This is a genomic window from Ruegeria sp. HKCCA4008 (assembly GCF_013033125.1).
Lineage (GTDB): Bacteria > Pseudomonadota > Alphaproteobacteria > Rhodobacterales > Rhodobacteraceae > Ruegeria.
In genome coordinates this window covers 304759-328489 of record NZ_WQDM01000003.1, presented here as the reverse complement: position 1 = coordinate 328489, position 23731 = coordinate 304759, and the positions used below count along the sequence as shown (strand labels likewise).

Genomic DNA, 23731 nt, shown 5'->3' with positions numbered 1-23731 from the left:
TTATGCTTCTGCTTCAGCAGCAGCCGGTGCTTCGTCCCGCTTGGGCAGGATGTCGGCAACCTTTTTGCCACGACGTGCGGCAACCGAACGCGGGCTCTGCTCTTTTTGCAGGCCGTTGATGGTGGCGCGGATCATGTTGTACGGGTTCTGCGAGCCCAGCGACTTGGACACAACGTCCTTGACGCCCAGCATTTCGAACACGGCACGCATCGGACCACCGGCGATGATACCAGTACCTTCAGGTGCGGTGCGCATAACCACTTTACCGGCGCCGTGACGGCCCTCGATGTCGTGGTGCAGGGTCCGACCTTCGCGCAGTTGCACGCGGATCATCTGACGCTTGGCTTGTTCGGTCGCCTTGCGGATGGCCTCGGGTACTTCTTTCGCTTTACCCTTGCCAAAGCCCACGCGGCCTTTCTGATCGCCGACAACCACCAGAGCGGCGAAGCCAAAGCGCTTACCACCTTTTACGGTTTTCGACACGCGGTTGATCGCAACCAGACGATCTGCAAATTCCGGTGCTTCCTCACGGTCGCGGCCACGGCCCCGACGGTTTTCACGTTCTGCCATTTGGCATCCCTTTTCTCATGTGGCGCATACGGCGCCGTTTCTTCAATCCAAGTGAGCCCCGACTGTTGCCGAGGCCCCCGGATCATCGGGGCGGATCGAAACCCGCCCGCAGGTCTTAGATCTTCAGACCACCTTCACGCGCGGCGTCGGCCAGAGCCTTCACCTTGCCGTGGAACAGGAAGCCACCACGATCGAAATAGGCCTCTTCGACGCCTGCCTTCTTGGCACGCTCTGCGATGGCCGCGCCGACTTTGGTCGCCGCATCGATGTTGTTTTTGCCAACAACGCCCAGATCCTTTTCCAGGGTCGAGGCCGAGGCCAGGGTCACGCCACGTACGTCGTCGATCAACTGAACAGAGATGTTCTTGTTCGAACGGTGTACGGACAGACGCGGACGACCCGCGTTGACCTTGCGAAGTTTGTTCCGAACGCGCAGGCGGCGCTTCAGAAACAGGGTTCTTTTGCTGTTTGCCATTGTGTTCGTCCTTACTTCTTCTTGCCTTCCTTGCGGAAGATGAACTCGCCCTTGTAGCGGATGCCTTTGCCTTTGTAAGGCTCGGGGCGGCGCCACTCGCGGATTTTCGCCGCGGTTTCGCCCACCAGCTGCTGGTCGATACCTTCCACAACGATTTCGGTCTGCTTCGGCGCGGTGATGGTGACACCTTCCGGAGCAGTGAAATCAACATCGTGGCTGTAGCCCAGGTTCAGTTTCAGGGTGTTGCCCTGCATCTGAGCCCGGTAACCAACACCCTGGATCTCCAGCTCTTTTTTGAAGCCGGTCGTCACACCGGTTACCAGGTTGGCAACCATGGTGCGGCTCATGCCCCACTGCTGGCGGGCACGCTTGGACATGCCACGGGGGTCGATCTTGACCACGTTGTCTTCAACCGACAGCGTCACGTCGTCGGTGGCGGTGAAGCTGCGGGTGCCTTTCGGACCTTTGACTTCGATGGTCTGGCCGGACACAGAGGCGGTAACGCCGCTGGGCAGCTCGACCGGTTTTTTACCAATACGAGACATTGCAGACCTCCTTAGAAGACGGTGCAGAGCACTTCGCCGCCAACATTGTTGGAGCGAGCGTTTGCGTCCGACATCACACCTTTCGGAGTGCTGACAATCGACACACCCAGACCCTGACGGACCTGCGGGATGTCATTGACGCCCATGTATACGCGACGGCCAGGCTTCGAGACCCGCTTCAGTTCGCGAATGACAGGGGTGCCTTCGTAGTACTTCAGGCTGATTTCGATGGCCGGATGACCGTTTTCACCGGTCGTCTTTTCATAGCCACGGATGTAGCCTTCGTCCGCCAGCACGTCCAGAACCCAACCGCGCAGCTTGGAAGCCGGGGTGGAAACGGTGGACTTGCCGCGCATTTGCGCGTTGCGGATACGGGTGAGCATATCGCCGATAGGATCATTCATATCTATGTCTCCCTTACCAGCTCGATTTCACCATGCCGGGGATCTGACCAGCAGAACCCAGCTCGCGCAGCGCGATACGGCTGACCTTCAGCTTACGGTAGTAAGCGTGGGGACGACCTGTCAGCTGACAGCGGTTGTGCAGACGTGTGGCCGAGCTGTTGCGCGGCAGCTTCGCCAGTTTCAGACGCGCTTTGAAGCGCTCTTCCATCGGCTTGCTCTCGTCATTCGCGATTTCTTTCAGCTCGGCACGCTTCGCGGCATATTTGGCCACCAGGCGTTCGCGCTTCTTTTCGCGTTCGATCATTGCTTTTTTAGCCATGTCTCAATCCTCCCGGCGCTTATGCGTTGAACGGCATGTTGAACGCTTTCAACAGTGCCTTTGCTTCAGCGTCGGTTTTCGCTGTGGTGGCAATTACGATATCCATGCCCCAGACCTCGTCGACCTTGTCGAAATCGATTTCCGGGAAAACGATGTGCTCTTTCATGCCCATGGCAAAGTTGCCCTGACCATCGAAAGAAGGCTTTACACCGCGGAAGTCACGAACGCGCGGCAGCGCGATGGTGATCAGACGATCCAGGAATTCGTACATCCGGTCACCACGCAGGGTCACTTTCGCGCCCAGCGGCATGTCCTCACGGACGCGGAAGCCCGCGATCGACTTCTTCGCCTTGGTTGCAACGGCCTTTTGACCGGCAATCGCAGTCAGATCCTCGACCGCAGCTTTCGCTTTCTTCGAGTCTTTGACGGCCTCGGCACCACAGCCGATGTTCAGAACGATCTTCTCCAGCTTGGGCAGCTGCATGTCGTTCTTGTAACCGAACTCTTCTTTCAGAGCGGCGCGGATGGTTTCAACGTACTGAGTTTTCAGACGCGGGGTGTAGGTTGCGTTATCAAGCATCGATCACGTCCCCTGTGGTCTTGGCAAAGCGGACCTTCTTGTCACCTTCCATGCGGAAGCCAACGCGGGTCGCTTTGCCGTTCTTGTCCAGCAGTGCCAGGTTCGACAGGTCGATCGGGTTTGCCTGAGGCAGACGACCACCTTGCGAGTTTTGCGACTGGCGGGTGTGACGGATGGCGATGTTGATGCCATCAACAACAGCTTTTCCGGCTTTGGGGTCAACCGAGGAAATGGTGCCCTCTTTGCCCTTGTCCTTGCCGGCCAGCACGACGACCTTGTCGCCTTTGCGGAGTTTAGCAGCCATGATTACAGCACCTCCGGAGCCAGCGAGATGATTTTCATGAAGTTCTTGCCGCGCAGTTCACGAACAACGGGGCCAAAGATACGGGTACCGATCGGCTCGTTGTTGTTGTTCAGGATGACGGCGGCGTTGCGATCGAAACGGATCGCGGTGCCGTCTTCGCGACGGACTTCCTTGGCGGTGCGCACGACGACGGCCTTGCGGACGTCACCTTTCTTCACGCGGCCGCGCGGGATGGCTTCCTTCACCGAGACGACAATGATGTCGCCGACGGAGGCGTATTTACGCTTGGAACCACCCAGGACCTTGATGCACTGAACTCGGCGAGCGCCGGAGTTGTCAGCGACATCCAGATTGGTCTGCATCTGGATCATGTGGTTTCTCCCGACCTGTGGGGGCTGGTCTTGTTAATTCCCCCAGGGTTTCGACAAATGGAAAGGTCTGGGGGCTTACGCCTCCAGAACCTCCCAACGTTTCGTCTTCGATTTCGGCGCGCATTCGATGATGCGTACGGTGTCGCCGACCTTGAAGGCGTTCTTTTCGTCATGAGCCCGGTATTTCTTGGACTTACGAACGGTTTTGTGCAGCAGCGGGTGCTTGAAACGGCGTTCAACCGAAACAGTCACGGTCTGCTCGTTGGCGTCGCTGGTTACTACTCCGGACAGGATACGCTTGGGCATGGGATTACTCCTCCGATGCCGCGGCAGCGGCCTTTTCGTTCAGAATGGTTTTGACGCGGGCAGCATTGCGGCGGGCCGCTTTGATACCAGCCGTATTTTCCAGCTGACCGGTTGCCTGTTGAAAGCGCAGATTAAAGCTTTCTTTCTTCAGGTTGGCCAGTTCCTCGCGGAGCTGGTCCGGGGTCTTTTCACGCAGTTCTTGGGCGTTCATCGCCTTTTTCCTTTGCTCAAAACACCAGAAGGCCCCGTACACGGGTCACCTTGGACCTGGTGGATGAATGATAGACATGCGAATCGCCCGACAACGCCGGGAGACCGCAGGATGCCGCCGTATAAGGGTTTGGGGGTTGGGTGGCAAGGGAAAGTTTGACGTCTTCTTGATGGCGAGGGAATTGGATGCTCTCGGTCGCCGAACGGGTTACCAATCACGAAACTTCCGCGAAGTATTCCTCATCCAAACTCAGGCCAAGGTCTGTATTGCCAACGGGCCGCGTTCGGCGCCCAATAGAGAAGGCCCAAAAGCCTGAAGTTCACAGAGGAGGTAAGAAAATGACCAGCCCTTATTCAGGAGGATGTGAACACGTCAAGATAGTCGCGACGGCAGAACCGATAGACAACCATGAATGCCACTGTGATGTCTGTAAGTCCGTGACCGGACAGCACACAACCCATGTTGCGTTCTTTAACTACTCAGACCTGTCAGCAGACCCCGAAGATAAGATGAACCGTCAACCATTCAACGCCAACAATCCCGATGGCCCTTTAGAGCTTTGCACCTGTTCTGAGTGCGGCGCCGCGCTGATGCTGGATGATAAGCAAAAGCGCATACGCGTGGCTGTACCCAACGTGATGGGGTATGATGACAGCAAGTTTCCTGCAGCGACTTACCACGCGTTTTACGATGACAGCAAAGGGTACCCCAAGCCTGATGACGGACGACCGGTATATGAAGCGTTCCGTCCAGAATTTTCGTGGCCTTCACCTGCCGCCTGACAGGGCTTTCGTTCATTCTGGGCGGAGTGCCAACGGTGTTCGCCTGCATTCAAGATGCCGTTATTCGGTGGGAGCGTTCAGTCCCACCGATAGTTAAAACTGACCGATATCCGCTCTTCCTCGGCCATGTTCATCGGCACCTCGTGGCGCAGCCAGCTTTCCCAGAGCAGCACGTCGCCCACCTGCGGTTTCATATAGATGAACGGCTGCAAATCGCGTCGCCCACCTTTCAGACGCGTCGGCGCGGCCATCATGCGGCCTGAGCGGGGGTCTTCCAGTTTCAATGCACTCGCCCCTTCGGGCATGGCCACATAGGTCGTGCCCGAGATCACGCTGTGCGGGTGTAGGTGGCTGGAATGCATGCCACCCTCGGGCAGGATGTTGATCCAGAGGTCCTCGAGCTTTAGCTCGCCTTCGCCCAGATCGAATTCCAGATCCTTGGCAAAGGCCGCCACGTGCTGATCCAGTACTTTCACCAGATCGGCAAAGATCGGGAACCGCCACGGCAGGTCGGTCAGCGAGGCATAGCTGGTATAGCCGGGATAGCCGTTTTCCTCACACCATTGTTGCCCGGCCTCGTCATCTTCGGCGATGACAAGGCACGAGTTTTCCAGCTCTTCCGCATCGATCCCGGGACCGAACTCGGACAAAGCTGCGCGATAGAGACGGGTTACGAATAGTGATTCAATCTGTGCCATAGCGCCCTCTTAACCCAGCCTCATCGCGATTGCGATGGCTCTTTTGCGAGGCTCTGCCTCGCGCTCCGGGATATTTTTTGCCAGATGAAATCCGGATCCCCTGCTTCATCTGGCCACAAAAATCCCGGGGGAGTCGCGGCTTGCCGAGGCGGGGGCAGCGCCCCCAAATGATAACCCCCGCCGGTTTCCCGACGGGGGTCAATTTTGCCACGAACGGGGAAACCCCGGATCGCTTACCAGTCTTCGCGAACCACGACGCGGGTCTTGATCGGCAGCTTCATCGCGGCCAGGCGCAGGGCCTCGCGGGCGATGTCGTCATTGACGCCGTCGATCTCGAACATCACGCGGCCGGGCTTGACCTTGCAAACCCAGCGGTCCACCGAACCCTTACCTTTACCCATACGAACTTCGATCGGCTTTGCAGTGACCGGAGTGTCGGGGAAGATACGGATCCAGACACGACCCTGACGTTTCATGTGACGGGTCATGGCACGACGTGCAGCTTCGATCTGACGTGCGGTGACGCGCTCGGGCTGCAGGGCTTTCAGACCGTAGGTGCCAAAGTTCAGATCAGAGCCGCCCTTGGCTTCTCCCTTGATCCGGCCTTTGTGCATCTTGCGGAATTTCGTACGCTTTGGTTGAAGCATCTCAAATCCTCCTTAGCGACGGCCGCCTGCACCGCGAGGTGCCGGACCATCCTGGAGTTCCTGTGCTTTACGGTCACGTGCCTGCGGATCGTGCTCCATGATCTCACCTTTGAAGATCCAGACCTTGATCCCGATAATCCCGTACGGGGTCATCGCTTCGGCATGTGCGTAATCGATGTCGGCACGCAGGGTGTGCAGAGGCACGCGGCCTTCGCGGTACCACTCGGTCCGTGCGATTTCGGCACCGCCCAGACGGCCAGCGACGTTCACCCGGATACCCAGGGCGCCCATGCGCATGGCGTTCTGAACCGAGCGCTTCATTGCGCGACGGAACGAAACACGACGTTCCAGCTGCTGAGCGATCGACTCGGCAACCAGCTGCGCGTCAAGCTCGGGCTTGCGCACTTCGACGATGTTCAGGTGCAGTTCGCTGTCGGTCATCTGGGCCAGCTTCTTGCGCAGAACTTCGATGTCTGCACCTTTCTTGCCGATGATAACACCCGGACGTGCGGTGTGGATCGTGACGCGGCACTTCTTGTGCGGACGTTCGATGATCACACGTGCAACACCGGCCTGCTTGCACTCTTTCTGGATGAACTCACGGATCTTGATGTCTTCCAGAAGAAGATCACCGTAATCCTTGGTGTCAGCGTACCAGCGGCTGTCCCAGGTGCGGTTGACCTGCAGGCGCATGCCGATCGGATTGACTTTATGTCCCATTAGGCTTGCTCCTCAACTTGACGCACCTTGATGGTGATCTCCGAGAACGGCTTCATGATCTTGCCGAAACGGCCACGGGCACGCGGACGACCGCGCTTCATGACCAGGTTCTTGCCAACCCAAGCTTCGGCGACGATCAGTTCGTCAACGTCCAGGTTGTGGTTGTTTTCGGCATTCGCGATTGCGGACTGCAGGCACTTCTTGACGTCCTGCGCGACACGCTTGTTCGAGAAAGTCAGGTCGGTCAGAGCCTTCTCGACTTTCTTGCCGCGGATCATTTGCGCAACCAGGTTCAGTTTCTGCGGGCTGGTGCGAAGCATGCGAGTTTTCGCCATTGCTTCGTTTTCAGCCACGCGGCGGGGGTTCTTTTCCTTGCCCATGACTTACTTCCGCTTCGCTTTTTTGTCTGCGGCGTGACCATAGTAGGTACGAGTTGGCGAGTATTCACCGAACTTCTGACCAATCATGTCTTCCGTGACGTTTACCGGGATATGCTTCTGGCCATTGTACACACCAAAGGTCAGACCCACGAATTGGGGCAGAATGGTGGAACGACGCGACCAGATCTTGATGACTTCGTTGCGGCCCGACTCGCGCGCTGCTTCGGCTTTTTTAAGCACATAAGCATCGACGAAAGGACCCTTCCAAACAGAGCGAGACATAGATTAACGTCCCTTCTTCTTGGCGTGCCGCGAGCGGATGATCAGCTTCTGGGACGCTTTGTTCTTGTTGCGGGTACGCTTACCCTTGGTGTCCTTACCCCACGGTGTAACCGGTGTACGGCCACCCGAGGTACGACCTTCACCACCACCGTGCGGGTGATCGATCGGGTTCATTGCAACACCACGAACCGACGGACGAACGCCTTTGTGGCGCATACGACCGGCTTTACCGAGGTTCTGGTTCGAGTTGTCGGGGTTGGACACGGCACCAACGGTGGCCATGCATTCCTGACGGACCATGCGCAGCTCGCCCGAGCTCAGACGGATCTGAGCGTAGCCGCCATCGCGACCAACGAACTGAGCGTAAGTACCGGCCGCACGTGCGATCTGACCGCCTTTGCCAGGCTTCATCTCGATATTGTGGACGATGGTACCAATGGGCATGCCCGAGAACGGCATTGCGTTGCCCGGCTTGATGTCAGCTTTTGCCGACGCGATGACCTTGTCACCAACAGCCAGACGCTGCGGAGCCAGGATATAGGCCTGCTCGCCGTCTTCGTATTTTACCAGTGCGATGAATGCGGTCCGGTTCGGGTCGTATTCGATCCGCTCGACGGTTGCCGCGACATCAAATTTGTTCCGTTTGAAGTCAACGATCCGGTAGAGACGCTTTGCGCCACCGCCGCGGCGGCGTGAAGTGATCCGTCCGGTGTTGTTCCGGCCGCCCGATTTGGTCAAACCCTCAGTGAGAGATTTGACCGGACGTCCTTTCCAAAGCTCCGAACGGTCGATCAGCACCAGCCCGCGCTGGCCCGGCGTCGTCGGCTTGTACGACTTGAGTGCCATGCTTTCTGTCTTCCGTTTAGCAAGTGCGAGGGGGTTCCCCGCTATGTGAGAGGCCCCCGTAGGTGCCAAGGGTATAGGGCCCCGAAGGTCCCCGGTTCAAAATATCTAAGGCCCCGGAACGAATCCGAGGCCGCAAGATTGGGTGCGTTTAGCAGTGTTGGGGCCGGGTGACAAGAGAGAGTGTCAAACTTCTTCTGTGGCCATGGAAACCACACGTAATCTTGACGTGGTTTTGCCGCTTGTATCTGCATTTGTCGATTTTGTCAGGTATCTTGCGATGGTTTCAGTCGGCGAAGAAGGCCGCGCCGTTGCGTTCATCCAAAGGTTTTCAGCCCTGAGCGTTGCGAGAGATTGGTTGGAAGGTTATTCCTCTTCGCCTTTTAATCTACGAACACCACGCGAATGAATTTCTTCAAACGAAGAACCCAAAACAACATAAATGCAAGCCAGGCTATCGCGAAGATAATGGTGTTTGTTGCTTTCCAATCGATTCTTTTGGTGATGTCCTTGGGGTCAATCTCATACAAGTAACCGGAAAAAACGACCGTTTCCGGTGTATCGCATTTGGTATATGCCGTCTCGGCTGGGGGAAAGCCTTGGTCTTCCGGTGGAATAGGCATTCCGTCCAGAAATATTCCCCTTTCTTCCTCGAACCTTGCGATATTTTCGTTGTTGTCCAGAATGAGTAGCGAGTTTTGAGTGCAATTCGACAGAATGGAATAATCATTCTTGTTGATTTGGTCGTAAGACAGTGCGGTTCCGAGTAGGCTTATTCCTGTAATGAAACCAATCTGAAAAACCGCAAATTTGTTTATGCTTTCTTCTCGCAGGGATCGAAACAGAAGATAACCCATGAACACCGCAATATGAAAAACGATAACAAAATAAAGCACGGTGAATATTTCGAAAAATGGTCTGCTTTCGGACTTGAACAAAATGTAGAGAGAGACGAGCCCACATATTAGACAGAACGACCGAGAGAACTTTAGCTGATGATCCATGTCGACCATGCTGTCATCGGACACCTCGGTCAGGTTTGTCGTCGTGGCCAAGTGCCCGGATGCTTTGGCGTTGTGCCGTACAACCTCGGGTGGGCGGTACAAAAAGGACAGCACGACCGTACAGGCAATCACGCAGTAAATTGGAATATGGTACATCCATCCAAATGGGCTCTCAAACAGGTTGTTCTGAGGTAACAGCAAGCACGTCAGAATTGCGACAGATACCAGCACATAGGGTGATTTGTTTGGCCGCAGATAGTCCAGAAATGGCATCAGGGGTGCAGCAAGTGCGGTGATGGGTTCTGCCATAACAATACTCAAACAAAAGAATTGCAATTAGAGTATCAAATTTGCCTGGCTTTGAGAATAACGGTAAAAAAACAGGCCGCTTGGTATTCCAAGAGCGGCCTGTTCTGGTCATCAATTTATTGCTCTGGGGCGTCTACCGCGCAAACTTTTTATGCTTCAACCGCTTCGGCTCCAGCGCATCCGGTCCGAGGCGGCGCTTTTTGTCCTCTTCATAGTCCTCGAAGTTACCCTCGAACCATTCCACATGGGCATCACCTTCAAAGGCCAGGATGTGCGTACAGATCCGGTCGAGGAAGAAACGGTCGTGCGAGATCACCACGGCGCAGCCGGCGAAATCGACAAGCGCATCTTCCAGCGCGCGCAGGGTTTCGACGTCCAGATCGTTGGTCGGTTCGTCCAGCAGCAGGACGTTGCCGCCCTCTTTCAGCAGGCGGGCCATGTGGACGCGGTTACGCTCACCCCCTGACAGCAGAGAGACCTTTTTCTGCTGGTCGCCGCCCTTGAAGTTGAAGGACGAGCAATAGGCGCGGGAATTGACCTGCGCGTCGCCCAGCTGGATGATCTCGGCGCCGCCGGTGATCGCCTCCCACACGGTGTCGTTGTCGTTGAGGTCGTCGCGCGACTGATCGACATAGGACAGCTGCACCGTGTCGCCGTATTCGATGGTGCCGGCATCCGGCTTTTCATGGCCGGTGAGCATTTTGAACAGGGTCGATTTACCGGCGCCGTTGGGGCCGATCACGCCGACGATGCCACCGGGCGGCAGGCTGAACGAGAGATCCTCGATCAGTTGCTTGTCGCCCATGTGCTTGGCCAGCCCGTTGACCTCGATCACCTTGCTGCCAAGGCGCGGGCCGTTGGGGATGACGATCTGGGCGCGGGTCAGCTTTTCGCGTTCGGACTGTTCCGCCAACTCGTTATAGGCGTTGATCCGGGCTTTGGATTTGGCCTGACGCGCCTTTTGACCCTGACGCATCCATTCCAGTTCGCGCTGAAGCGTCTTCTGCTTGGATTTGTCCTCGCGGGCCTCTTGCTCAAGCCGCTTAGCTTTCTGCTCCAGCCACGAGGAATAGTTGCCCTCGTACGGAATGCCACGGCCGCGGTCCAATTCGAGAATCCAGCCGGTGATGTCATCCAGGAAATAACGGTCGTGGGTGACGATCAGGATGGTGCCTTTGTAGTCGATCAGGTGCTGTTGCAGCCAGGCGATGGTTTCCGCGTCCAGGTGGTTGGTCGGTTCGTCCAAGAGCAGCATGTCGGGCGCTTCCAGCAGCAGCTTGCACAGCGCCACGCGGCGTTTCTCACCACCCGAGAGGTTGGCGATGTCGGCGTCATCCGGCGGGCAGCGCAGCGCCTCCATCGACACATCGATCTGGCTGTCCAGATCCCACAGGTTTTCCGCGTCGATCGCGTCCTGAAGGGTGGTCATTTCCTCCATCAGCTCGTCCGAGTAGTTCTCGGCGATCTCCATCGCGATCTCGTTGAAGCGATCGACCTTGGCCTTTTTCCCGGCCACGCCCAGCATGACGTTTTCGCGAACGGTCAGGGATTCATCCAGTTGCGGTTCCTGCGGCAGATAGCCGACCTTGGCGCCCTCGGCCGCCCATGCCTCACCGGTGAAGTCGGTGTCTAGACCGGCCATGATCTTCATCAGCGTCGATTTACCGGCGCCGTTGACGCCGACGACACCGATTTTCACGCCGGGCAGAAAGCTGAGGTGGATGTTTTCAAAGCACTTCTTGCCACCGGGATAGGTCTTGGAGACACCCTGCATGTGGTAGACATATTGATAGGCGGCCATGTCGCGTCCTCTGGGTCGGGAAATTTGGTTGAAACGCTGGATATCCGAGCGGGACGGGCGGGGCAAGCTGGTGGTTTTGTGAAATTACTTGTCCAACCTTGGCAGGTTGATTGTCCCAGCCGTGACTTCTTCGGTCACATCGGCAGTTTGAAGAATGCGAACAATATCTTGCGCAAAAGCAGGGAACAACTCCATTGGGATAGGTTCCACATCAGGCCCACCACCCAGGAACAACAGGCTGGCCCAAATTTGGTTGTAACCAACCTTCAATGAGCAAAACACACTTTGCTCCGGTTGCAACTCAAAGTCTTTGGTACATGTGACAATGTGCAAGGGGGTATCTAAATCATGTCTATTGTAGATAGGGTTGTAGACTAGGAATTTCGCACCTTCACGATACGGATCACCACCAACAATACTTCGGTAAACTACATAGGTCGCGTCGCCAAACTGTCTTTTATCTGTAGTCTTGCTGTTGGTAAACTGTGAAACTAGGCTTCTTTCCCAAGGTATTGATCCATTAACCATCAAGCCAATCATGGACTTATCGAAACTCAGGTCTTCGACACGTCGTGGATTATAATAGAACCGCATGACGCGTTTCCCATCGGGTTTGGGCGACAGAAGCTCACGGCAGACACGAAAATAGTGTGACCCAATCTGCACAACGCCTCCATCTCGGTAAGCGATGGCATCTCTGTGTGATTGGACAGATTCCCCTTCGCACCAAGCCTGACTGTGATCCGCAGATGCCGGAGCGTAGACATCTGTGCCTGCAAGCAGAGATTTGGCTGTGATGAGGATGGCGATAGTTGAGGGGACCAAGAGGCTGCGTGGTAACAGTTTTGATTGCATGTTATGATTGAGACCTTGAAGTACCATCTCAGGTTGCATCAGATAATCTGCGATGAAAAGGCTGGTGGGGACTGCCGTGGCGAATTTGGCGGCTTTGATTGCTGCACTTGCGCAACCCGGTCGTGTTGGGTGGATTGGATTGCGGCCTGATCGGCGCGCAGAGATGCAGTCAGTGGAGGTGAGTATGATCTCCGCAGATGGCCTCGAAGGTGACCGCAGCCGGGCAGGCAAACGCGCGGTTACCCTGATCCAGCAGGAGCATCTGGCGGCGATTGGGTCGTACCTGGGGCAGGGGCCGGTTGCGCCTGTGATCCTTCGGCGCAACCTGGTGGTTTCGGGGATCAATCTGGCGGCGCTCAAGGGGCGCGAGGTGCTGGTGGGCGAGGCAATTTTGCGCCCCACCGTGATTTGTGCGCCATGCAGCCGGATGGAAGAAGCGCTGGGCAAGGGTGGCTATTCCGCCGTGCGTGGGCACGGAGGATGGTGCGCCGAAGTCGTGCGACCCGGGTGGGTTCGGCTGGGTGATGTGGTGCAACCTGCTGATTGACAACGCCCGACAGTTCTGAACATCAGCAGGGTATGGAGCGGTACGGCATACCCTATGCGCGACCTGGGCAGGTCGTCGGTCTGTTCGGCGGGTCGTTTGATCCACCGCATCAGGGCCATGTGCATGTCACGCTTGAGGCGATGAAGGCGTTCGGGCTGGATCGGGTTTGGTGGCTGGTATCGCCGGGCAATCCGTTGAAGGAACGCGGGCCCGCGCCCATGGACAGGCGAATGGCGGCAGCGCGGAATGTGATGCAGCATCCGCGTGTCGAGGTGACGGACATCGAGGCGCTGACAGGTACACGCGCGACTGCGGATACTCTGACAGCGTTGCAGCGATTGTATCCACAGGTGCGATTTGTCTGGCTGATGGGGGCGGACAATCTGGCGCAGTTTCACCGCTGGAAAGACTGGCGGGTGATCATGGACTGTGTCCCTGTTGGTGTAGTCGCACGGCCCGGCGACCGGATATCCGCCCGGATGTCCAGGGCGGCACGGGTCTATGCCAAGTACAGGATCGACGGGCAGGCGCGGCATCTTTTGGGGCGGGCGCAAGCTCCGGCTTGGTGTTTCGTGAATGTGCCGATGGTTGATGTCAGTTCCACGGAAATTCGGACGCGCGGCGAATGGCGCGCGGAAGTGTTGCCGGAATAGCCTTGCCCGGCGCATAATCGCAGCGAGTGGTTGCGCGCATTTGATCTGTGGGATTTTATTCCAACTATGGCTGGTCGTTTTTCACGTCGTGAGTTTCTGGGAGGATTGGGGGCGTCTCTGATCCCGGCAGCTGGTCTGGCACAGGCGCCGCTGGTCTCGCTCAGGCCGCGCGCGCGTGCGGCGCTGTTGAGTGGCGCCGAGCGTTTGGTTGCGGCCGCAGGGTTGACGGGCGAAGTTGTTTTCGCCGTCGCGGATGTGGCGACCGGAAAGCCGCTGGAGGTTTTTGGTGAAGGTGCGGGCTTGCCCCCGGCCAGTGTCGGCAAGGCGATGACAGCGCTTTATGCGCTGGACGTTCTGGGGCCCGACCACCGGTTCGAAACCCGTTTGATCGCAGATGGGCCAATTGAAAACGGGATTTTGCATGGCGATCTGATATTGGCAGGCGGGGGTGACCCGCTGTTGGATACGGATGCGCTGGCCACGATGGCGGCCAACCTGCGCGAAGCCGGAATCACCGAGGTTCGAGGAGCCTTCAAGGTCTATGACGGGGCGCTGCCCTTCGTGTTCAGCATTGATCCCGGTCAGCCGGATCATGTGGGGTACAGCCCGGCGGTAAGCGGGATATCGTTGAATTTCAATCGGGTCCATTTCGAGTGGAAGCGTGCCGGTAAGGGGTACGATGTGACCATGGATGCCCGCAGCGCGCGATATGTGCCGGCAGTTGATGTGGCAGCCATGCGGGTCGAGAACCGCAGCTTGCCTATCTATACCTATCAGCCAAGTGCGCGGCAGGACCGCTGGACCGTGGCCAAGGGCGCGCTGGGCAATGGCGGGGCGCGCTGGCTGCCTGTGCGCAAACCAGCCTTATACGCCGGTGATGTGTTCCGTACTTTGGCCCGATCCAACGGAATCGTTCTGAACCACGTGCAGGTGACACGAGAGGCGCCAAAAGGCGTCGACCTTGTGGTGCATCGCAGCGATCCATTGAACAGTATTTTGCGGGGGATGCTGAAATACTCGACGAACCTGACGGCCGAGATGGTCGGGCTGGCCGCAACCAAAGCGCGGGGCGTTGACCCGCGCAACCTGGCGGAGTCGGCGGCCGAGATGAACCGTTGGGCATCTCAGAGCTTTGGCGTGAACGGGATCGCGATGGTCGATCATTCCGGTCTTGGCGATGCCTCGCGTATGGTGCCGGCGGATCTGGTCGCGGCCCTTGTCGCGGCCCGGAGAATGGGCGTATTGCGCCCATTGATGAAGCCTTTTGCCTTGACGGATCGAAATGGGCGGCCGGTCAAGAACCACCCGATCAAGGTCGATGCCAAGACAGGCACATTGAACTTCGTATCCGGGTTGGGCGGTTTCCTGACAACGGCGGACGGGGTCGATCTGGCCTTTGCCATTTTTACGGCGGACGTGGCCCACCGCGCCAAGATTCCTCGCGCACAACGCGAACGGCCTGAAGGCGCGCGCAGCTGGAACCGCAGGTCGCGGAAACTGCAACGGGCCTTGCTGGAACGTTGGGGTTCGCTCTACGGAAGCTGAAACCCGCAGAGTGCCCGGATCAGACCGTGTGGCGCGCGCGCGCCCCGCGTTCGATTGCGGCAGCATGCAGGCGGTCGATATTCAGTTCGTACCGGATTTCTTCCAGCAGGCGCAGTTCCGTTTCAGCCAGCGAACCGTCGGCGGCTGCAACATCGCAAGCCAGCGCATAGGCCGTTTCGTTCAGACGCTCGGGCAGGTTTTCGCGGATCAGGCCAAACAGCGCATCCAAACCGTCTTCCTGTTCGAACAGGTCAAAAACAATCTGTGATACACGACGGGTCCGATCGATGTCATACCCGGCAAAGACCGGCAGCATGTTCACGGCAACCTCGATCTTGACCAGCTCGGCGGTTCGGATGTTTTCGTCAGAGGCCGAGACTGCAACCATGATCGCCACAAGGCAATCCTGCGGGGACATCGGGTGGGGCACTTGCTCGGTCATGGGATGGTCCTGATTGGGGTCGTTCGAGGACGCACGATATGAGCGCAGCGGGTCAGGTTCAACACCTTGTTTCATCCATCCCGCGCGATCAGGTATTCATGACCATCATTCCGGAAATCAAAAGCGCGGCCCCCAGCCAGTAGCGCAGCCCAAGTGTTTCGCCGAAGAAGACGTGCGAGGCCAGTGGCACAAGAACGAAGCTGAGGGCCATGAAAGGGTAGGCCTGGGACAGGGTCAGATACCGCAGGACATACACCCACAGCACCGTAGCCGAGCCATAGATGGCAAAGGCTGTCAGAAGGAAAGGATCGAACAGCGTCTGGATGAGGCCCGCCAATCCGGTGGCTTCGCGCCCATCAATCCGGTTTCCTGCCAGTTTGAACAGAATCTGCCCGGCCGAGATCATAACTGGTGTGAACAGCAAACCAGCCCAGACCAGTGTCGTTGGGGCGGGCGGAGTCATCCTTGGTGCTCCGGTTCCGGTTTTTCCTCGGGGCGGTCTTCGCAATAGTAGATGTCGCGCCCCAGATCTTCGCAGACATGGATGTCCGGGCTGGGATGCACCGCGCGCAGAAAGCTGTGGGTGTAGGGGAAAAAGTTGAAATGCGGATTGAAGGTGTACCTGCTTTCGCGTTCACGCGGGACGACGATAATGACGCGTTTTCGCGCGACACGACGCAGTTCAGCGATTGCTTGACGGTATTCCAGAAGATGCTCGATCACGTGGGTACAGATTACGGTGTCAAAGCTGTTGTCTTCAAACGGCAGTTCTTCGATCCGAGCTGCAACATAGTCGATATTGTCGATGGCAGCCGCATCATCGACGACGAAATCCACCCCTGTCAGTTGCGTGATGTCGGGCCGGGCGGCCTTTATGCGTTGCAAAAGAACTCCGGTGCCGCAGCCGATATCGCAGATGCTCTGCCCGACGATATCCGTGGCAATCCGCTTGATGCAGGCTTCGGAATTGTCGGTGCCCTGATGCACGCGCGGATGATCGCGGTAGAGCTTTTCGTATTCGTCATCCGTCAGATAGGTTGCGCGTTCACGGAATTCGGCAAGGCGCGTGATATGGTCGCCCCAAACCCTGCATGCCAGCCAATGAAACGCGGCGCTGTCACGCAGGATAGGCGGCACGATATCTTCGAGTACAAAGCGTATACGGTTGGTGGTTTCGCGTCGCATCCCGTTTCCTCTGGTCCGGGGACCTCCCCCGTGTCGCCTTTGTCTAACACTGCCCGGTGAGCGTGCGAAACAACCGGGTCAAGTTTGCGCCCGCGCCCGTGTCTTTTTTGTTTCGGGGGAACAATCGGCCCACCATTGTAGCCTGAGCAAGGCTGGCCGGTGAAAATGCAGCGCAGATATCCCGGGCAGAGTGTTTGCGGGCCAAGGAACGTTTCCCTACCTGCCCGAGGGCGACTGTTTTTTGGCGCAGTGTGTCGCGAATTGCGCCACTGCTTTATTGACTCATGCTGCACTGGCACAATAGGAGGGGCCGGTCCGGTTGCATGGGGTGACCGCGACACTTTCCCCGATGGAGCACATTGAAATGTCTGAACTGCGTGAAACCGCGATGTCGTCCAAGGCCTGGCCTTTTGAAGAGGCGCGCCGGTTGCTCAAACGCTATCAGAAGGGCGCTCCGGAAAAGGGGTACGTGCTGTTCGAAACCGGTTACGGCCCGTCTGGCTTGCCGCATATCGGAACATTCGGCGAGGTCGCGCGGACCACGATGGTCAAGCGCGCGTTCGAGGCGCTTTCGGACATACCGACCAAGTTGATCTGTTTTTCGGACGATCTGGACGGGATGCGCAAAGTGCCCAGCAACGTGCCCAACCCGGAGGCGCTTGAAGAACATTTGCAGCGCCCGTTGACTTCGGTTCCCGATCCATTTGGCGAATACCCCAGCTTCGGCGAGCACAACAACGCGATGTTGCGCCGGTTCCTCGATACTTTCGGATTCGACTATGAGTTCTATTCTGCACGCGATTTCTATCGGTCAGGCCAGTTCGACGAGATCCTGAAGCGCGCGGTCGAGCGCTATGACGACATCATGGCCATCATGCTCAAAAGCCTTCGGGAAGAGCGCCAACAGACCTATTCGATTTTCCTGCCGATCCATCCGGAAACCGGGCGGGTTTTGTATGTGCCGATGAAGAAAGTGTGTGCAGAGACCTATACCGTCACATTCGATGACGAGGACGGCAAGGAATGGACCTTGCCCGTCACTGGCGGCAACGTGAAATTGCAATGGAAGCCTGATTTCGGGGCGCGCTGGGCAGCGCTGGGCGTCGATTTCGAGATGTACGGCAAGGAACATGCTACCAACGAAAAAATCTATGACGCGATCTGCCGTGCATTGGGCGGCCGCGCGCCCGAGCATTTTTCTTATGAATTGTTCCTGGATGAGAATGGCCAGAAGATCTCGAAATCGTCCGGCAATGGCGTGTCGATCGACGAATGGCTGACCTACGCGCCAACCGAAAGCCTGGCGTATTTCATGTATCAAAAGCCCAAGACAGCCAAGCGGATGCATTTCGACGTGATCCCGAAGGCTTATGACGAATATCATCAACAGTTGCGCGCCTATCCGGGGCAGGACCTGAAAGCTCAGCTGAACAATCCGGTCTGGCACATTCATGGTGGCGACGTTCCCGAATCGACCCTGATCGTACCGTTTGCGATGTTGCTGAACCTGGCGTCGGTCTCGGGCGCGGAAGACAAGGAGACGCTGTGGGGCTTTATTCGCCGCTATGCGCCGGAAGCAACAGCTGAAAGCCATCCCGATCTGGATCAGGCTGCGGGCTTTGCGGTTCGCTACTTCAACGATTTCGTCAAACCGACGCGCAAACATCGCGCCCCCACGGATCAGGAGCGCGAGGCGCTGGAAGCGCTGAAAGCCGCGCTTGAAGCATATGATGGCCCGACCGAGGACGAGGCGCTGCAATCAGTTGTCTATTCCATCGGGCGGGAGCGGTTCGACCCCATGCGCAGTTGGTTCACGGCGTTGTACGAAGTGCTTCTGGGTGCATCGCAGGGCCCGCGTTTTGGCGGCTTTATCGCGCTGTACGGTGTGCCTGAAACAATTGCCCTGATCGACAAGGCGCTGGCCGGAGAGCTGGTCTGATTTGACGTGATCCCGTATGGGGCTACTCTTTTTTGCAGGAGGTGGCCCCATGCGTCGATTTTTGCTTGTTGTATCCCTGAGTGTTGGGCTGGGGTCGGGCGCATTTGCGCAAAACGCAGAGATAGAAGCAAACATTTCGGCGCAGATACAGGCCTTCAAGGCGGATGATTTTGCCACGGCCTTCACCTTTGCCAGCCCCAGCATCCAGCGCCTTTTTCAGAACCCCGACAATTTCGGAGCAATGGTACGCAATGGGTATCCGATGGTCTGGCGTCCTTCCGACATACGTTTTCTGGAGTTGCGTGAAATTGCAGGAGCCCTGTGGCAGAAGGTGATGATCACCGACGCAAACGGGCGTGTGCACATACTGGACTATCAGATGATCCCTCTGGAGGACGGTTGGAAAATCAACGGCGTCCAATTGTTGGGCAACGCTGATCCTGCGGCCTGAGGCAACACCACCGTCACGGTGATATGAGCCGTGGTTAACTCTCTTTCAGTATTCAGACTGACGCGTTCGGGGCGGACCTGGACACGGGGTTTGGACGCGTCGCCAGATTGGTGCGGCGCGATTTAGAAAGGGTTTTCAATGAACAAGGCAATCACTGACGGCATCGTCTTCATGCCGCCTCAATTCGCGAATGGCCTGACCGTTTGGTCTGCGGGGGACGGTACGCCCGGCTCACCCACATATGGCGGATCCGGCACCGGGGTTTTCGTGCCTGCGGATGCCGATTTTGGTGGCTGTCTGGAGATCCTGAAAGTCCAAACCACCCAACAGCTTCGGTATATGGGCCAGACGCCGATTTTGCCCGGTTGCTATTTGCAGATCAAAGCGCGGGTCAAGGCGATCAGCGGCCCCTTGCCGTCGGTGCGCATAGCGGCCTGGGCCGGGGGTGCTGGTGACACGCATGTGGCAAGTGTCGTGGAGCAGGGGCCCGCAACACAGCTGTCGGGCTATGGAAGCGTGCACGAAATAACTGCGATTGTCGGAACCGGCAAACGCCCCGGCGTGGACATGCCTTGGGGGCTGGCCGCCTTGTATGGCCATTTCGGTCTGGATATTGAGGGCGCGAATGGGGCGCTGGTGCGTGTCGACGACCTGGAGATCACGGATGTCACCGGTGTTTTCCTGCGTGAGATGATCAGTGTTGTGGATGTGCGCGACTATGGGGCCATCGGCGACGGTGTGACGGATGATTCAGCTGCGTTTGAAGCGGCCGATCAGGCGGCGGGTGGCCGTCGGGTTTACGTTCCGCAAGGGACTTATCATCTGGCCGAAAACACCAGTATGACGTCCGAAATGGACTTTGAAGGCACAGTCACCATGCCGGATGACAAGATGCTGTTGCTGACAAAGGATTTCCATCTGCCGGCTTACATTTCGGCTTTCGGAGACGAAGAACTGGCGTTCAAAAAAGCGTTTCAGGCCCTTCTGAACAATTCGGATCATGACTCGCTGGATTTGGGTGGTCGCAAGATTTCCGTCACCGCGCCGATCGACATGGCCGCAGCGGTTCCCAACAAGCAGAGTGGTTTTTCAACCCGTCGCGTGATCCGGAATGGTCAGTTTGACGTCAAAAGCAGTTCGGCTTGGGATACGGAAACGTTCACCTCGACTGCGACCTATGATCCGTCGGACAAAACGCGTCTGACCAATGTCGCGAATGTCGCAAACATTCCCGTCGGGTCCTACGTTGCCGGCAGCGGGGTTGGGCGTGAAATCTATGTACGGTCAAAGAATGTCGGTGCGGGTGAGATCACACTGAGCGCGCCTCTTGTGGGGGCGTCGGGGACCCAGTCTTTCACATTCTATTCCTTCAAGTACCTGCTGGATTTCAGCGGCTTCAGCACGCTTCGAAAATTCGGCATGGAGCAGATCGAATTTCAGTGCAACAGCCGATGCAGCGGAATTCGTTTGGCGGCCGCCGGCAGTACATTTTCGTTGAACGACTGTTTTATCAGCCGCCCGAAAGACCGGGGGATCACGTCGACCGGAACGGGTTGCAAGGGCATGCTGATCGACAATTGCCAGTTCCTGTCAGCAGAAGAAGCGCTTGTCGTAACGGACCGGTATTCCATTGCGTTGAATACTAATTCAAACGATGTGAAGCTGCGCCACAACCGAGCCGTGCGCTTCAGACATTTCGCTGTTCTGGGCGGTGACAACAACATGATTCTGGGCAACCATGTCTTTCAGGGCGATAGCATCCCGCAAGGTGTGCGTACGGCCGGTTTGATCATGATCGGCACCTACAACAGTTCCACTATCGCCGAGAATTATGTCGACAACTGTTTCATCGAATGGACGAATGAACGCGACCCGTCGCCGACATACACGAGTGGTTTTTCGTTCAGTGCGATGAGCATCACGGACAACATCTTTTATTCCAGTCAGGCCCCGTCCTGGTTTAGTTTCATCGTCGTTCGCCCCTATGGGCCCGGGCATTTTCTCAATGGCCTGGTCGTGACCGGCAACAAGTTTCGTGCCACGAGCGGTGGGATCTTTCGAGCGGAACGTGTAGATACAACCTTCGCCGACTTGAACAAAGACAGGCACACGAACGTGACTTTCCAGAACAATACGTATCATGGCGTAACCAGGAAATCCGCAAACCCGTTGAGGGTTCGCTATACGCAGCACTCGGTGTCCAATCTTTGGCCTGTTTCGGCAAACGGGCAGTTGCCTTTCGACGGCAAGGCACGAGGCTGCGATGGGGTTGCGACGATCGGTGTGCTTTCAGGGGTGTTCAACAACCATGTCTTCAGTGCGCCTCATGTTGAGGTCGAACAGGGGGCGACAGGCGACATTTTTCTGTTGCGTTGGCCAGAGCATGTGAAAGGTACGGCCTCGGTTCTGATGCGCATGGAACGTTAAAAGGCTGTCTGGCCACCCCGAAAAGGGTGGCCATTTCACTCTGATCTGACCGTAAATGACTGACCCGGTTTGCAAGGTCGGCAGGAAATAGGCGACGTTTCATTTTGATGTGTTAGGCTTGGGACAGAAAGTGGAGAATCCCGATGCTGAAAATCGCCAAAAACGCCAGTGTTCAAACAGTTATCACGACCTTTGAAATGACGCCCGGCACCTGTCAGGACCTTCTGGAAGCTTTGACGGATGCCTATGCCGAGTTCATTTCAAAGCAGCCAGGTTTCGTTTCCGCCGGGCTGCACGTCAATGACGCACAAACCCGAATAGCAAACTATTCGCAATGGGAGCGCCGCGAAGATTTCCTTGCCATGCTGCGCACGCCGGAAATGCGCGATCGCAACCGCAAGATCAACGAACTCTGCAAAAGCTTTGAGCCGGTCATGTATGACGTCGCTGAGACATTCGGCAGTTCCTGACCTGAATCAAAGCCTGCAATTCATATCTGTTTCAAAGTTAGCCTGCAAAATTGGAGGCTCACATCATGTATCACAACATTCTGGTCCCCATCTCGTTCGATGCTGAAAGAGATACATCCGGGCCTTTGAAGCTGGCCCAGATTCTGGCCACGCCAGACGCGCAGGTGACATTGTTGCATGTGGTCGAGCATATTCCAAACTATGCAATCTCGTATATGCCGTCCGAATATCTGACAGAGGCGCGTAAGGCGATTCAGACAGAACTGGATGAACTGGCATCGCAGCTGCCGAATGCCAAGGGTTTGGTGATCGAGGGACATTCCGGCCGGACCATTCTGGATTGGGCCGAGGCGAACAAGCCCGATCTGATCATAATTGCGTCCCACCGGCCGGGGATGCAGGACCTGCTTCTGGGCTCTACCGCGTCTCATGTCGTTCGTCATGCGGGATGTGCCGTGCATGTGGTCCGCTGATGGCTAGAAATCCTGTGCGGTAAGGCGATAGGCCTTGCCAAATCCGGCGTTCAAAAGACCGTCCTGAATGGCGAACCGGACCAGTCCGAAATCGGCGAAATCGATATAGAGTTTCGCTTTGGGCCGTCGCGCCAAGTACCGGTCGCGCAAGTCACCATAGCCTGCCAAGTCCCGGTGAACTGGCTGAGCGATCACGTGCAATGTCAGGCGCGGATGGGTCAGCGGTTCGCCCTTGTCTGCGGGCTCTCCGATCAGAAGGGCGCAGTTGGGGCAAGTGCTCAGCGCGCGCGTATGTTCCGCAAGGGTTGAAATCAGCGAGACAGGGCAACCTGCTTCATCCGTGGCCAACGCGATCCGTGAGACAGACGGCAACCCGGTGTCAGGGCGCAGAAAGGCCAGTGCGGCAAATTTGGCCTGAACGAGAAGGTCTTGTGCTTGCAAGCGCGCCGCTGCGTCGGGCGTGTGATAAGGATCGGATAGGGTCACGATATCGGTTCGGCAGCAAAAAATCGGGCAGATGACGGTTCCCTGTCATCTTAAGTGCCTGAAATGGATTGCGCCATTTGTTTTACCTCAGCGTTATGGGATTGCCTCGGCTTTGCCACAAATCGACGTTACAGATCAGGCAATGCTGTTCAAGAAACCCTCGCAGGATACGCCTGATCCGAAGCCACGGCCGTCCAGACGACACCGGCGCGCAGAGGCGACGCGCAGGCACGCGCTGTCTCCGCTACGCATACTGGTCATGGTTCTGTTGTTGCCGCTGACCACCGTGCTGATCGCCACGGGTGTTTTTCTGCGCCTGTCCGAATTTGAGCGGGAAGAGGCGGTGATCCACCTGATCGCATTGGCAGGTTGTGATGCGACGCAGTCGCTGGGGGTGGGGCCGTTTTACGAGGGGCAGGCGGGTTATCACAAGCGCAATGACCCGGATGGCGACGGGGTCGCCTGTGGCGCTGCCAGCCCGTCCCGGGCAACTGCGCCGCAAGTTCACAACAGTCCCGAACCGCAACAGCGGTCTCTTGGAACGGCCAAGTTCGTGCGCCCCTGACGGTTGTAATCGCGAAGTCCAGAAATTCTGCCTGGGCCGGGGCCAGTTGCCTGTGTCATACCGCTTGACCCAAGCGAACGGGCGTCATGTCACAGAGGGATGGCAATGCAGCGGATCAACCCCATCTCATATAGATTAGATG

33 protein-coding genes are annotated in these 23731 nt (G+C 57.1%); 10 read left to right on the top strand and 23 right to left on the bottom strand.

The window, feature by feature from the left end:
* The 10 genes from rpsE to rpmC all read right to left on the bottom strand — a co-directional run bounded on the left by rpsE (position 1) and on the right by rpmC (position 4085).
* The gene (gene rpsE, locus GOW60_RS09665) at positions 1–570 is read right to left on the bottom strand and encodes a 30S ribosomal protein S5 (RefSeq protein ID WP_155148691.1); all 570 of its coding nucleotides are present in this window, start codon (positions 568–570) and stop codon (positions 1–3) included.
* A 115-nt stretch (positions 571–685) separates the two neighbouring features.
* Positions 686–1045: a 50S ribosomal protein L18 gene (gene rplR, locus GOW60_RS09660; RefSeq protein ID WP_152459162.1), complete on the bottom strand. Its 360-nt coding sequence runs from the start codon at positions 1043–1045 to the stop codon at positions 686–688.
* An 11-nt stretch (positions 1046–1056) separates the two neighbouring features.
* The gene (gene rplF / locus GOW60_RS09655) at positions 1057–1590 is read right to left on the bottom strand and encodes a 50S ribosomal protein L6 (protein ID WP_170467582.1); all 534 of its coding nucleotides are present in this window, start codon (positions 1588–1590) and stop codon (positions 1057–1059) included.
* 11 nt (positions 1591–1601) lie between these two features.
* Positions 1602–1994: a 30S ribosomal protein S8 gene (gene rpsH / locus GOW60_RS09650; protein ID WP_068340741.1), complete on the bottom strand. Its 393-nt coding sequence runs from the start codon at positions 1992–1994 to the stop codon at positions 1602–1604.
* 13 nt (positions 1995–2007) lie between these two features.
* Positions 2008–2313 carry a 30S ribosomal protein S14 gene (gene rpsN / locus GOW60_RS09645; RefSeq protein ID WP_010437098.1) on the bottom strand — a complete coding sequence of 102 codons (306 nt, stop codon included), beginning with the start codon at positions 2311–2313 and terminating at the stop codon, positions 2008–2010.
* A gap of 19 nt (positions 2314–2332) precedes the next feature.
* Positions 2333–2893: a 50S ribosomal protein L5 gene (gene rplE / locus GOW60_RS09640; protein WP_152459160.1), complete on the bottom strand. Its 561-nt coding sequence runs from the start codon at positions 2891–2893 to the stop codon at positions 2333–2335.
* The gene (gene rplX, locus GOW60_RS09635; protein ID WP_152459159.1) at positions 2886–3197 is read right to left on the bottom strand and encodes a 50S ribosomal protein L24; all 312 of its coding nucleotides are present in this window, start codon (positions 3195–3197) and stop codon (positions 2886–2888) included. Before rplX ends, rplE begins: the two co-directional genes overlap by 8 nt.
* Positions 3198–3199: 2 nt before the next feature.
* Entirely contained in the window at positions 3200–3568 is a 369-nt protein-coding gene (gene rplN, locus GOW60_RS09630; RefSeq protein WP_039523372.1) for a 50S ribosomal protein L14, read from the bottom strand.
* Between the two features lie 75 nt (positions 3569–3643).
* Positions 3644–3874: a 30S ribosomal protein S17 gene (gene rpsQ, locus GOW60_RS09625; protein WP_152459158.1), complete on the bottom strand. Its 231-nt coding sequence runs from the start codon at positions 3872–3874 to the stop codon at positions 3644–3646.
* Between the two features lie 4 nt (positions 3875–3878).
* Complete coding sequence (gene rpmC, locus GOW60_RS09620) at positions 3879–4085, bottom strand: 50S ribosomal protein L29 (protein ID WP_093965352.1); 207 nt, start codon at positions 4083–4085, stop codon at positions 3879–3881.
* Positions 4086–4423: 338 nt separating this feature from the next.
* On the opposite strand from rpmC, the gene GOW60_RS09615 reads away from it, so the two are divergent.
* On the top strand, positions 4424–4867 hold the full coding sequence (locus GOW60_RS09615; protein WP_171229112.1) for a GFA family protein: 444 nt from the start codon (positions 4424–4426) through the stop codon (positions 4865–4867).
* Positions 4868–4944: 77 nt separating this feature from the next.
* Here the strand turns inward: GOW60_RS09615 and GOW60_RS09610 are convergent, their stop codons facing one another.
* The 9 genes from GOW60_RS09610 to GOW60_RS09570 form a co-directional block, all read right to left on the bottom strand.
* Complete coding sequence (locus GOW60_RS09610; protein ID WP_171229111.1) at positions 4945–5565, bottom strand: 2OG-Fe(II) oxygenase family protein; 621 nt, start codon at positions 5563–5565, stop codon at positions 4945–4947.
* Positions 5566–5798: 233 nt separating this feature from the next.
* Positions 5799–6212: a 50S ribosomal protein L16 gene (gene rplP, locus GOW60_RS09605; RefSeq protein WP_117872242.1), complete on the bottom strand. Its 414-nt coding sequence runs from the start codon at positions 6210–6212 to the stop codon at positions 5799–5801.
* Positions 6213–6224: 12 nt separating this feature from the next.
* Entirely contained in the window at positions 6225–6932 is a 708-nt protein-coding gene (gene rpsC / locus GOW60_RS09600; protein WP_171229110.1) for a 30S ribosomal protein S3, read from the bottom strand.
* Positions 6932–7312, bottom strand: a complete 381-nt coding sequence (rplV, locus tag GOW60_RS09595) for a 50S ribosomal protein L22 (protein WP_039538267.1) — start codon at positions 7310–7312, stop codon at positions 6932–6934. The genes rpsC and rplV overlap by 1 nt, the downstream gene beginning before the upstream one ends.
* Positions 7313–7315: 3 nt before the next feature.
* Positions 7316–7594, bottom strand: coding sequence for a 30S ribosomal protein S19 (gene rpsS / locus GOW60_RS09590; protein ID WP_068348022.1), 279 nt, complete (start codon positions 7592–7594; stop codon positions 7316–7318).
* 3 nt (positions 7595–7597) lie between these two features.
* Positions 7598–8440 (bottom strand): 50S ribosomal protein L2, encoded by an 843-nt coding sequence (rplB, locus tag GOW60_RS09585; protein ID WP_170356688.1) that lies wholly within the window; start codon positions 8438–8440, stop codon positions 7598–7600.
* A gap of 380 nt (positions 8441–8820) precedes the next feature.
* Positions 8821–9750: a hypothetical protein gene (locus GOW60_RS09580; protein ID WP_171169119.1), complete on the bottom strand. Its 930-nt coding sequence runs from the start codon at positions 9748–9750 to the stop codon at positions 8821–8823.
* 133 nt (positions 9751–9883) lie between these two features.
* On the bottom strand, positions 9884–11551 hold the full coding sequence (ettA, locus tag GOW60_RS09575; RefSeq protein WP_171229109.1) for an energy-dependent translational throttle protein EttA: 1668 nt from the start codon (positions 11549–11551) through the stop codon (positions 9884–9886).
* A gap of 84 nt (positions 11552–11635) precedes the next feature.
* Positions 11636–12445, bottom strand: coding sequence for a hypothetical protein (locus GOW60_RS09570; protein WP_217355523.1), 810 nt, complete (start codon positions 12443–12445; stop codon positions 11636–11638).
* A 145-nt stretch (positions 12446–12590) separates the two neighbouring features.
* Between GOW60_RS09570 and GOW60_RS09565 the strand changes: the two genes are divergently transcribed.
* The 3 genes from GOW60_RS09565 (at position 12591) to dacB (ending at position 15151) form a co-directional block, all read left to right on the top strand.
* Complete coding sequence (locus GOW60_RS09565) at positions 12591–12953, top strand: MOSC domain-containing protein (protein WP_371813341.1); 363 nt, start codon at positions 12591–12593, stop codon at positions 12951–12953.
* 32 nt (positions 12954–12985) lie between these two features.
* Positions 12986–13606, top strand: a complete 621-nt coding sequence (locus tag GOW60_RS09560; RefSeq protein WP_171229106.1) for a nicotinate-nucleotide adenylyltransferase — start codon at positions 12986–12988, stop codon at positions 13604–13606.
* Positions 13607–13672: 66 nt separating this feature from the next.
* Entirely contained in the window at positions 13673–15151 is a 1479-nt protein-coding gene (gene dacB, locus GOW60_RS09555; RefSeq protein WP_171229105.1) for a D-alanyl-D-alanine carboxypeptidase/D-alanyl-D-alanine-endopeptidase, read from the top strand.
* 19 nt (positions 15152–15170) lie between these two features.
* Here dacB and GOW60_RS09550 read toward each other — a convergent pair whose 3' ends face one another.
* The 3 genes from GOW60_RS09550 to GOW60_RS09540 form a co-directional block, all read right to left on the bottom strand.
* Complete coding sequence (locus tag GOW60_RS09550) at positions 15171–15593, bottom strand: tellurite resistance TerB family protein (RefSeq protein WP_152459150.1); 423 nt, start codon at positions 15591–15593, stop codon at positions 15171–15173.
* Positions 15594–15681: 88 nt separating this feature from the next.
* Entirely contained in the window at positions 15682–16056 is a 375-nt protein-coding gene (locus GOW60_RS09545; RefSeq protein WP_216597870.1) for an EamA family transporter, read from the bottom strand.
* Entirely contained in the window at positions 16053–16778 is a 726-nt protein-coding gene (locus tag GOW60_RS09540) for a bifunctional 2-polyprenyl-6-hydroxyphenol methylase/3-demethylubiquinol 3-O-methyltransferase UbiG (RefSeq protein WP_171229104.1), read from the bottom strand. The genes GOW60_RS09545 and GOW60_RS09540 overlap by 4 nt, the downstream gene beginning before the upstream one ends.
* 364 nt (positions 16779–17142) lie before the next feature.
* Between GOW60_RS09540 and GOW60_RS09535 the strand changes: the two genes are divergently transcribed.
* The 5 genes from GOW60_RS09535 (at position 17143) to GOW60_RS09515 (ending at position 22538) form a co-directional block, all read left to right on the top strand.
* A complete protein-coding gene (locus tag GOW60_RS09535) occupies positions 17143–18717 on the top strand; it encodes a lysine--tRNA ligase (protein ID WP_171229103.1) in 1575 nt (524 codons plus the stop codon).
* A 49-nt stretch (positions 18718–18766) separates the two neighbouring features.
* Complete coding sequence (locus tag GOW60_RS09530) at positions 18767–19168, top strand: DUF4864 domain-containing protein (protein ID WP_171229102.1); 402 nt, start codon at positions 18767–18769, stop codon at positions 19166–19168.
* A 138-nt stretch (positions 19169–19306) separates the two neighbouring features.
* A complete protein-coding gene (locus tag GOW60_RS09525; RefSeq protein ID WP_171229101.1) occupies positions 19307–21595 on the top strand; it encodes a glycosyl hydrolase family 28-related protein in 2289 nt (762 codons plus the stop codon).
* A gap of 143 nt (positions 21596–21738) precedes the next feature.
* Entirely contained in the window at positions 21739–22065 is a 327-nt protein-coding gene (locus GOW60_RS09520) for an antibiotic biosynthesis monooxygenase (RefSeq protein ID WP_152459145.1), read from the top strand.
* Between the two features lie 65 nt (positions 22066–22130).
* Entirely contained in the window at positions 22131–22538 is a 408-nt protein-coding gene (locus GOW60_RS09515; protein WP_152459144.1) for a universal stress protein, read from the top strand.
* Between the two features lie 3 nt (positions 22539–22541).
* On the opposite strand, the gene GOW60_RS09510 is transcribed toward GOW60_RS09515, so the two are convergent.
* On the bottom strand, positions 22542–23024 hold the full coding sequence (locus GOW60_RS09510; RefSeq protein ID WP_171229100.1) for a pyridoxamine 5-phosphate oxidase: 483 nt from the start codon (positions 23022–23024) through the stop codon (positions 22542–22544).
* Between the two features lie 31 nt (positions 23025–23055).
* Here GOW60_RS09510 and GOW60_RS09505 point away from each other — a divergent pair, with 31 nt between their 5' ends.
* The gene (locus tag GOW60_RS09505; protein WP_254443875.1) at positions 23056–23589 is read left to right on the top strand and encodes an excalibur calcium-binding domain-containing protein; all 534 of its coding nucleotides are present in this window, start codon (positions 23056–23058) and stop codon (positions 23587–23589) included.
* Positions 23590–23731: the final 142 nt, after the last annotated feature.

Excerpts from the sequence above, each read along its gene's own strand:
- rpsE (WP_155148691.1), bottom strand. The coding sequence starts at position 570 with ATGGCAGAACGTGAAAACCGTCGGGGCCGTGGCCGCGACCGTGAGGAA.
- rplR (WP_152459162.1), bottom strand. The coding sequence starts at position 1,045 with ATGGCAAACAGCAAAAGAACCCTGTTTCTGAAGCGCCGCCTGCGCGTT.
- rplF (WP_170467582.1), bottom strand. The coding sequence starts at position 1,590 with ATGTCTCGTATTGGTAAAAAACCGGTCGAGCTGCCCAGCGGCGTTACC.
- rpsH (WP_068340741.1), bottom strand. The coding sequence starts at position 1,994 with ATGAATGATCCTATCGGCGATATGCTCACCCGTATCCGCAACGCGCAA.
- rpsN (WP_010437098.1), bottom strand. The coding sequence starts at position 2,313 with ATGGCTAAAAAAGCAATGATCGAACGCGAAAAGAAGCGCGAACGCCTG.
- rplE (WP_152459160.1), bottom strand. The coding sequence starts at position 2,893 with ATGCTTGATAACGCAACCTACACCCCGCGTCTGAAAACTCAGTACGTT.
- rplX (WP_152459159.1), bottom strand. The coding sequence starts at position 3,197 with ATGGCTGCTAAACTCCGCAAAGGCGACAAGGTCGTCGTGCTGGCCGGC.
- rplN (WP_039523372.1), bottom strand. The coding sequence starts at position 3,568 with ATGATCCAGATGCAGACCAATCTGGATGTCGCTGACAACTCCGGCGCT.
- rpsQ (WP_152459158.1), bottom strand. The coding sequence starts at position 3,874 with ATGCCCAAGCGTATCCTGTCCGGAGTAGTAACCAGCGACGCCAACGAG.
- rpmC (WP_093965352.1), bottom strand. The coding sequence starts at position 4,085 with ATGAACGCCCAAGAACTGCGTGAAAAGACCCCGGACCAGCTCCGCGAG.
- GOW60_RS09615 (WP_171229112.1), top strand. The coding sequence starts at position 4,424 with ATGACCAGCCCTTATTCAGGAGGATGTGAACACGTCAAGATAGTCGCG.
- GOW60_RS09610 (WP_171229111.1), bottom strand. The coding sequence starts at position 5,565 with ATGGCACAGATTGAATCACTATTCGTAACCCGTCTCTATCGCGCAGCT.
- rplP (WP_117872242.1), bottom strand. The coding sequence starts at position 6,212 with ATGCTTCAACCAAAGCGTACGAAATTCCGCAAGATGCACAAAGGCCGG.
- rpsC (WP_171229110.1), bottom strand. The coding sequence starts at position 6,932 with ATGGGACATAAAGTCAATCCGATCGGCATGCGCCTGCAGGTCAACCGC.
- rplV (WP_039538267.1), bottom strand. The coding sequence starts at position 7,312 with ATGGGCAAGGAAAAGAACCCCCGCCGCGTGGCTGAAAACGAAGCAATG.
- rpsS (WP_068348022.1), bottom strand. The coding sequence starts at position 7,594 with ATGTCTCGCTCTGTTTGGAAGGGTCCTTTCGTCGATGCTTATGTGCTT.
- rplB (WP_170356688.1), bottom strand. The coding sequence starts at position 8,440 with ATGGCACTCAAGTCGTACAAGCCGACGACGCCGGGCCAGCGCGGGCTG.
- GOW60_RS09580 (WP_171169119.1), bottom strand. The coding sequence starts at position 9,750 with ATGGCAGAACCCATCACCGCACTTGCTGCACCCCTGATGCCATTTCTG.
- ettA (WP_171229109.1), bottom strand. The coding sequence starts at position 11,551 with ATGGCCGCCTATCAATATGTCTACCACATGCAGGGTGTCTCCAAGACC.
- GOW60_RS09570 (WP_217355523.1), bottom strand. The coding sequence starts at position 12,445 with ATGCAACCTGAGATGGTACTTCAAGGTCTCAATCATAACATGCAATCA.
- GOW60_RS09565 (WP_371813341.1), top strand. The coding sequence starts at position 12,591 with ATGATCTCCGCAGATGGCCTCGAAGGTGACCGCAGCCGGGCAGGCAAA.
- GOW60_RS09560 (WP_171229106.1), top strand. The coding sequence starts at position 12,986 with ATGGAGCGGTACGGCATACCCTATGCGCGACCTGGGCAGGTCGTCGGT.
- dacB (WP_171229105.1), top strand. The coding sequence starts at position 13,673 with ATGGCTGGTCGTTTTTCACGTCGTGAGTTTCTGGGAGGATTGGGGGCG.
- GOW60_RS09550 (WP_152459150.1), bottom strand. The coding sequence starts at position 15,593 with ATGACCGAGCAAGTGCCCCACCCGATGTCCCCGCAGGATTGCCTTGTG.
- GOW60_RS09545 (WP_216597870.1), bottom strand. The coding sequence starts at position 16,056 with ATGACTCCGCCCGCCCCAACGACACTGGTCTGGGCTGGTTTGCTGTTC.
- GOW60_RS09540 (WP_171229104.1), bottom strand. The coding sequence starts at position 16,778 with ATGCGACGCGAAACCACCAACCGTATACGCTTTGTACTCGAAGATATC.
- GOW60_RS09535 (WP_171229103.1), top strand. The coding sequence starts at position 17,143 with ATGTCTGAACTGCGTGAAACCGCGATGTCGTCCAAGGCCTGGCCTTTT.
- GOW60_RS09530 (WP_171229102.1), top strand. The coding sequence starts at position 18,767 with ATGCGTCGATTTTTGCTTGTTGTATCCCTGAGTGTTGGGCTGGGGTCG.
- GOW60_RS09525 (WP_171229101.1), top strand. The coding sequence starts at position 19,307 with ATGAACAAGGCAATCACTGACGGCATCGTCTTCATGCCGCCTCAATTC.
- GOW60_RS09520 (WP_152459145.1), top strand. The coding sequence starts at position 21,739 with ATGCTGAAAATCGCCAAAAACGCCAGTGTTCAAACAGTTATCACGACC.
- GOW60_RS09515 (WP_152459144.1), top strand. The coding sequence starts at position 22,131 with ATGTATCACAACATTCTGGTCCCCATCTCGTTCGATGCTGAAAGAGAT.
- GOW60_RS09505 (WP_254443875.1), top strand. The coding sequence starts at position 23,056 with ATGACGGTTCCCTGTCATCTTAAGTGCCTGAAATGGATTGCGCCATTT.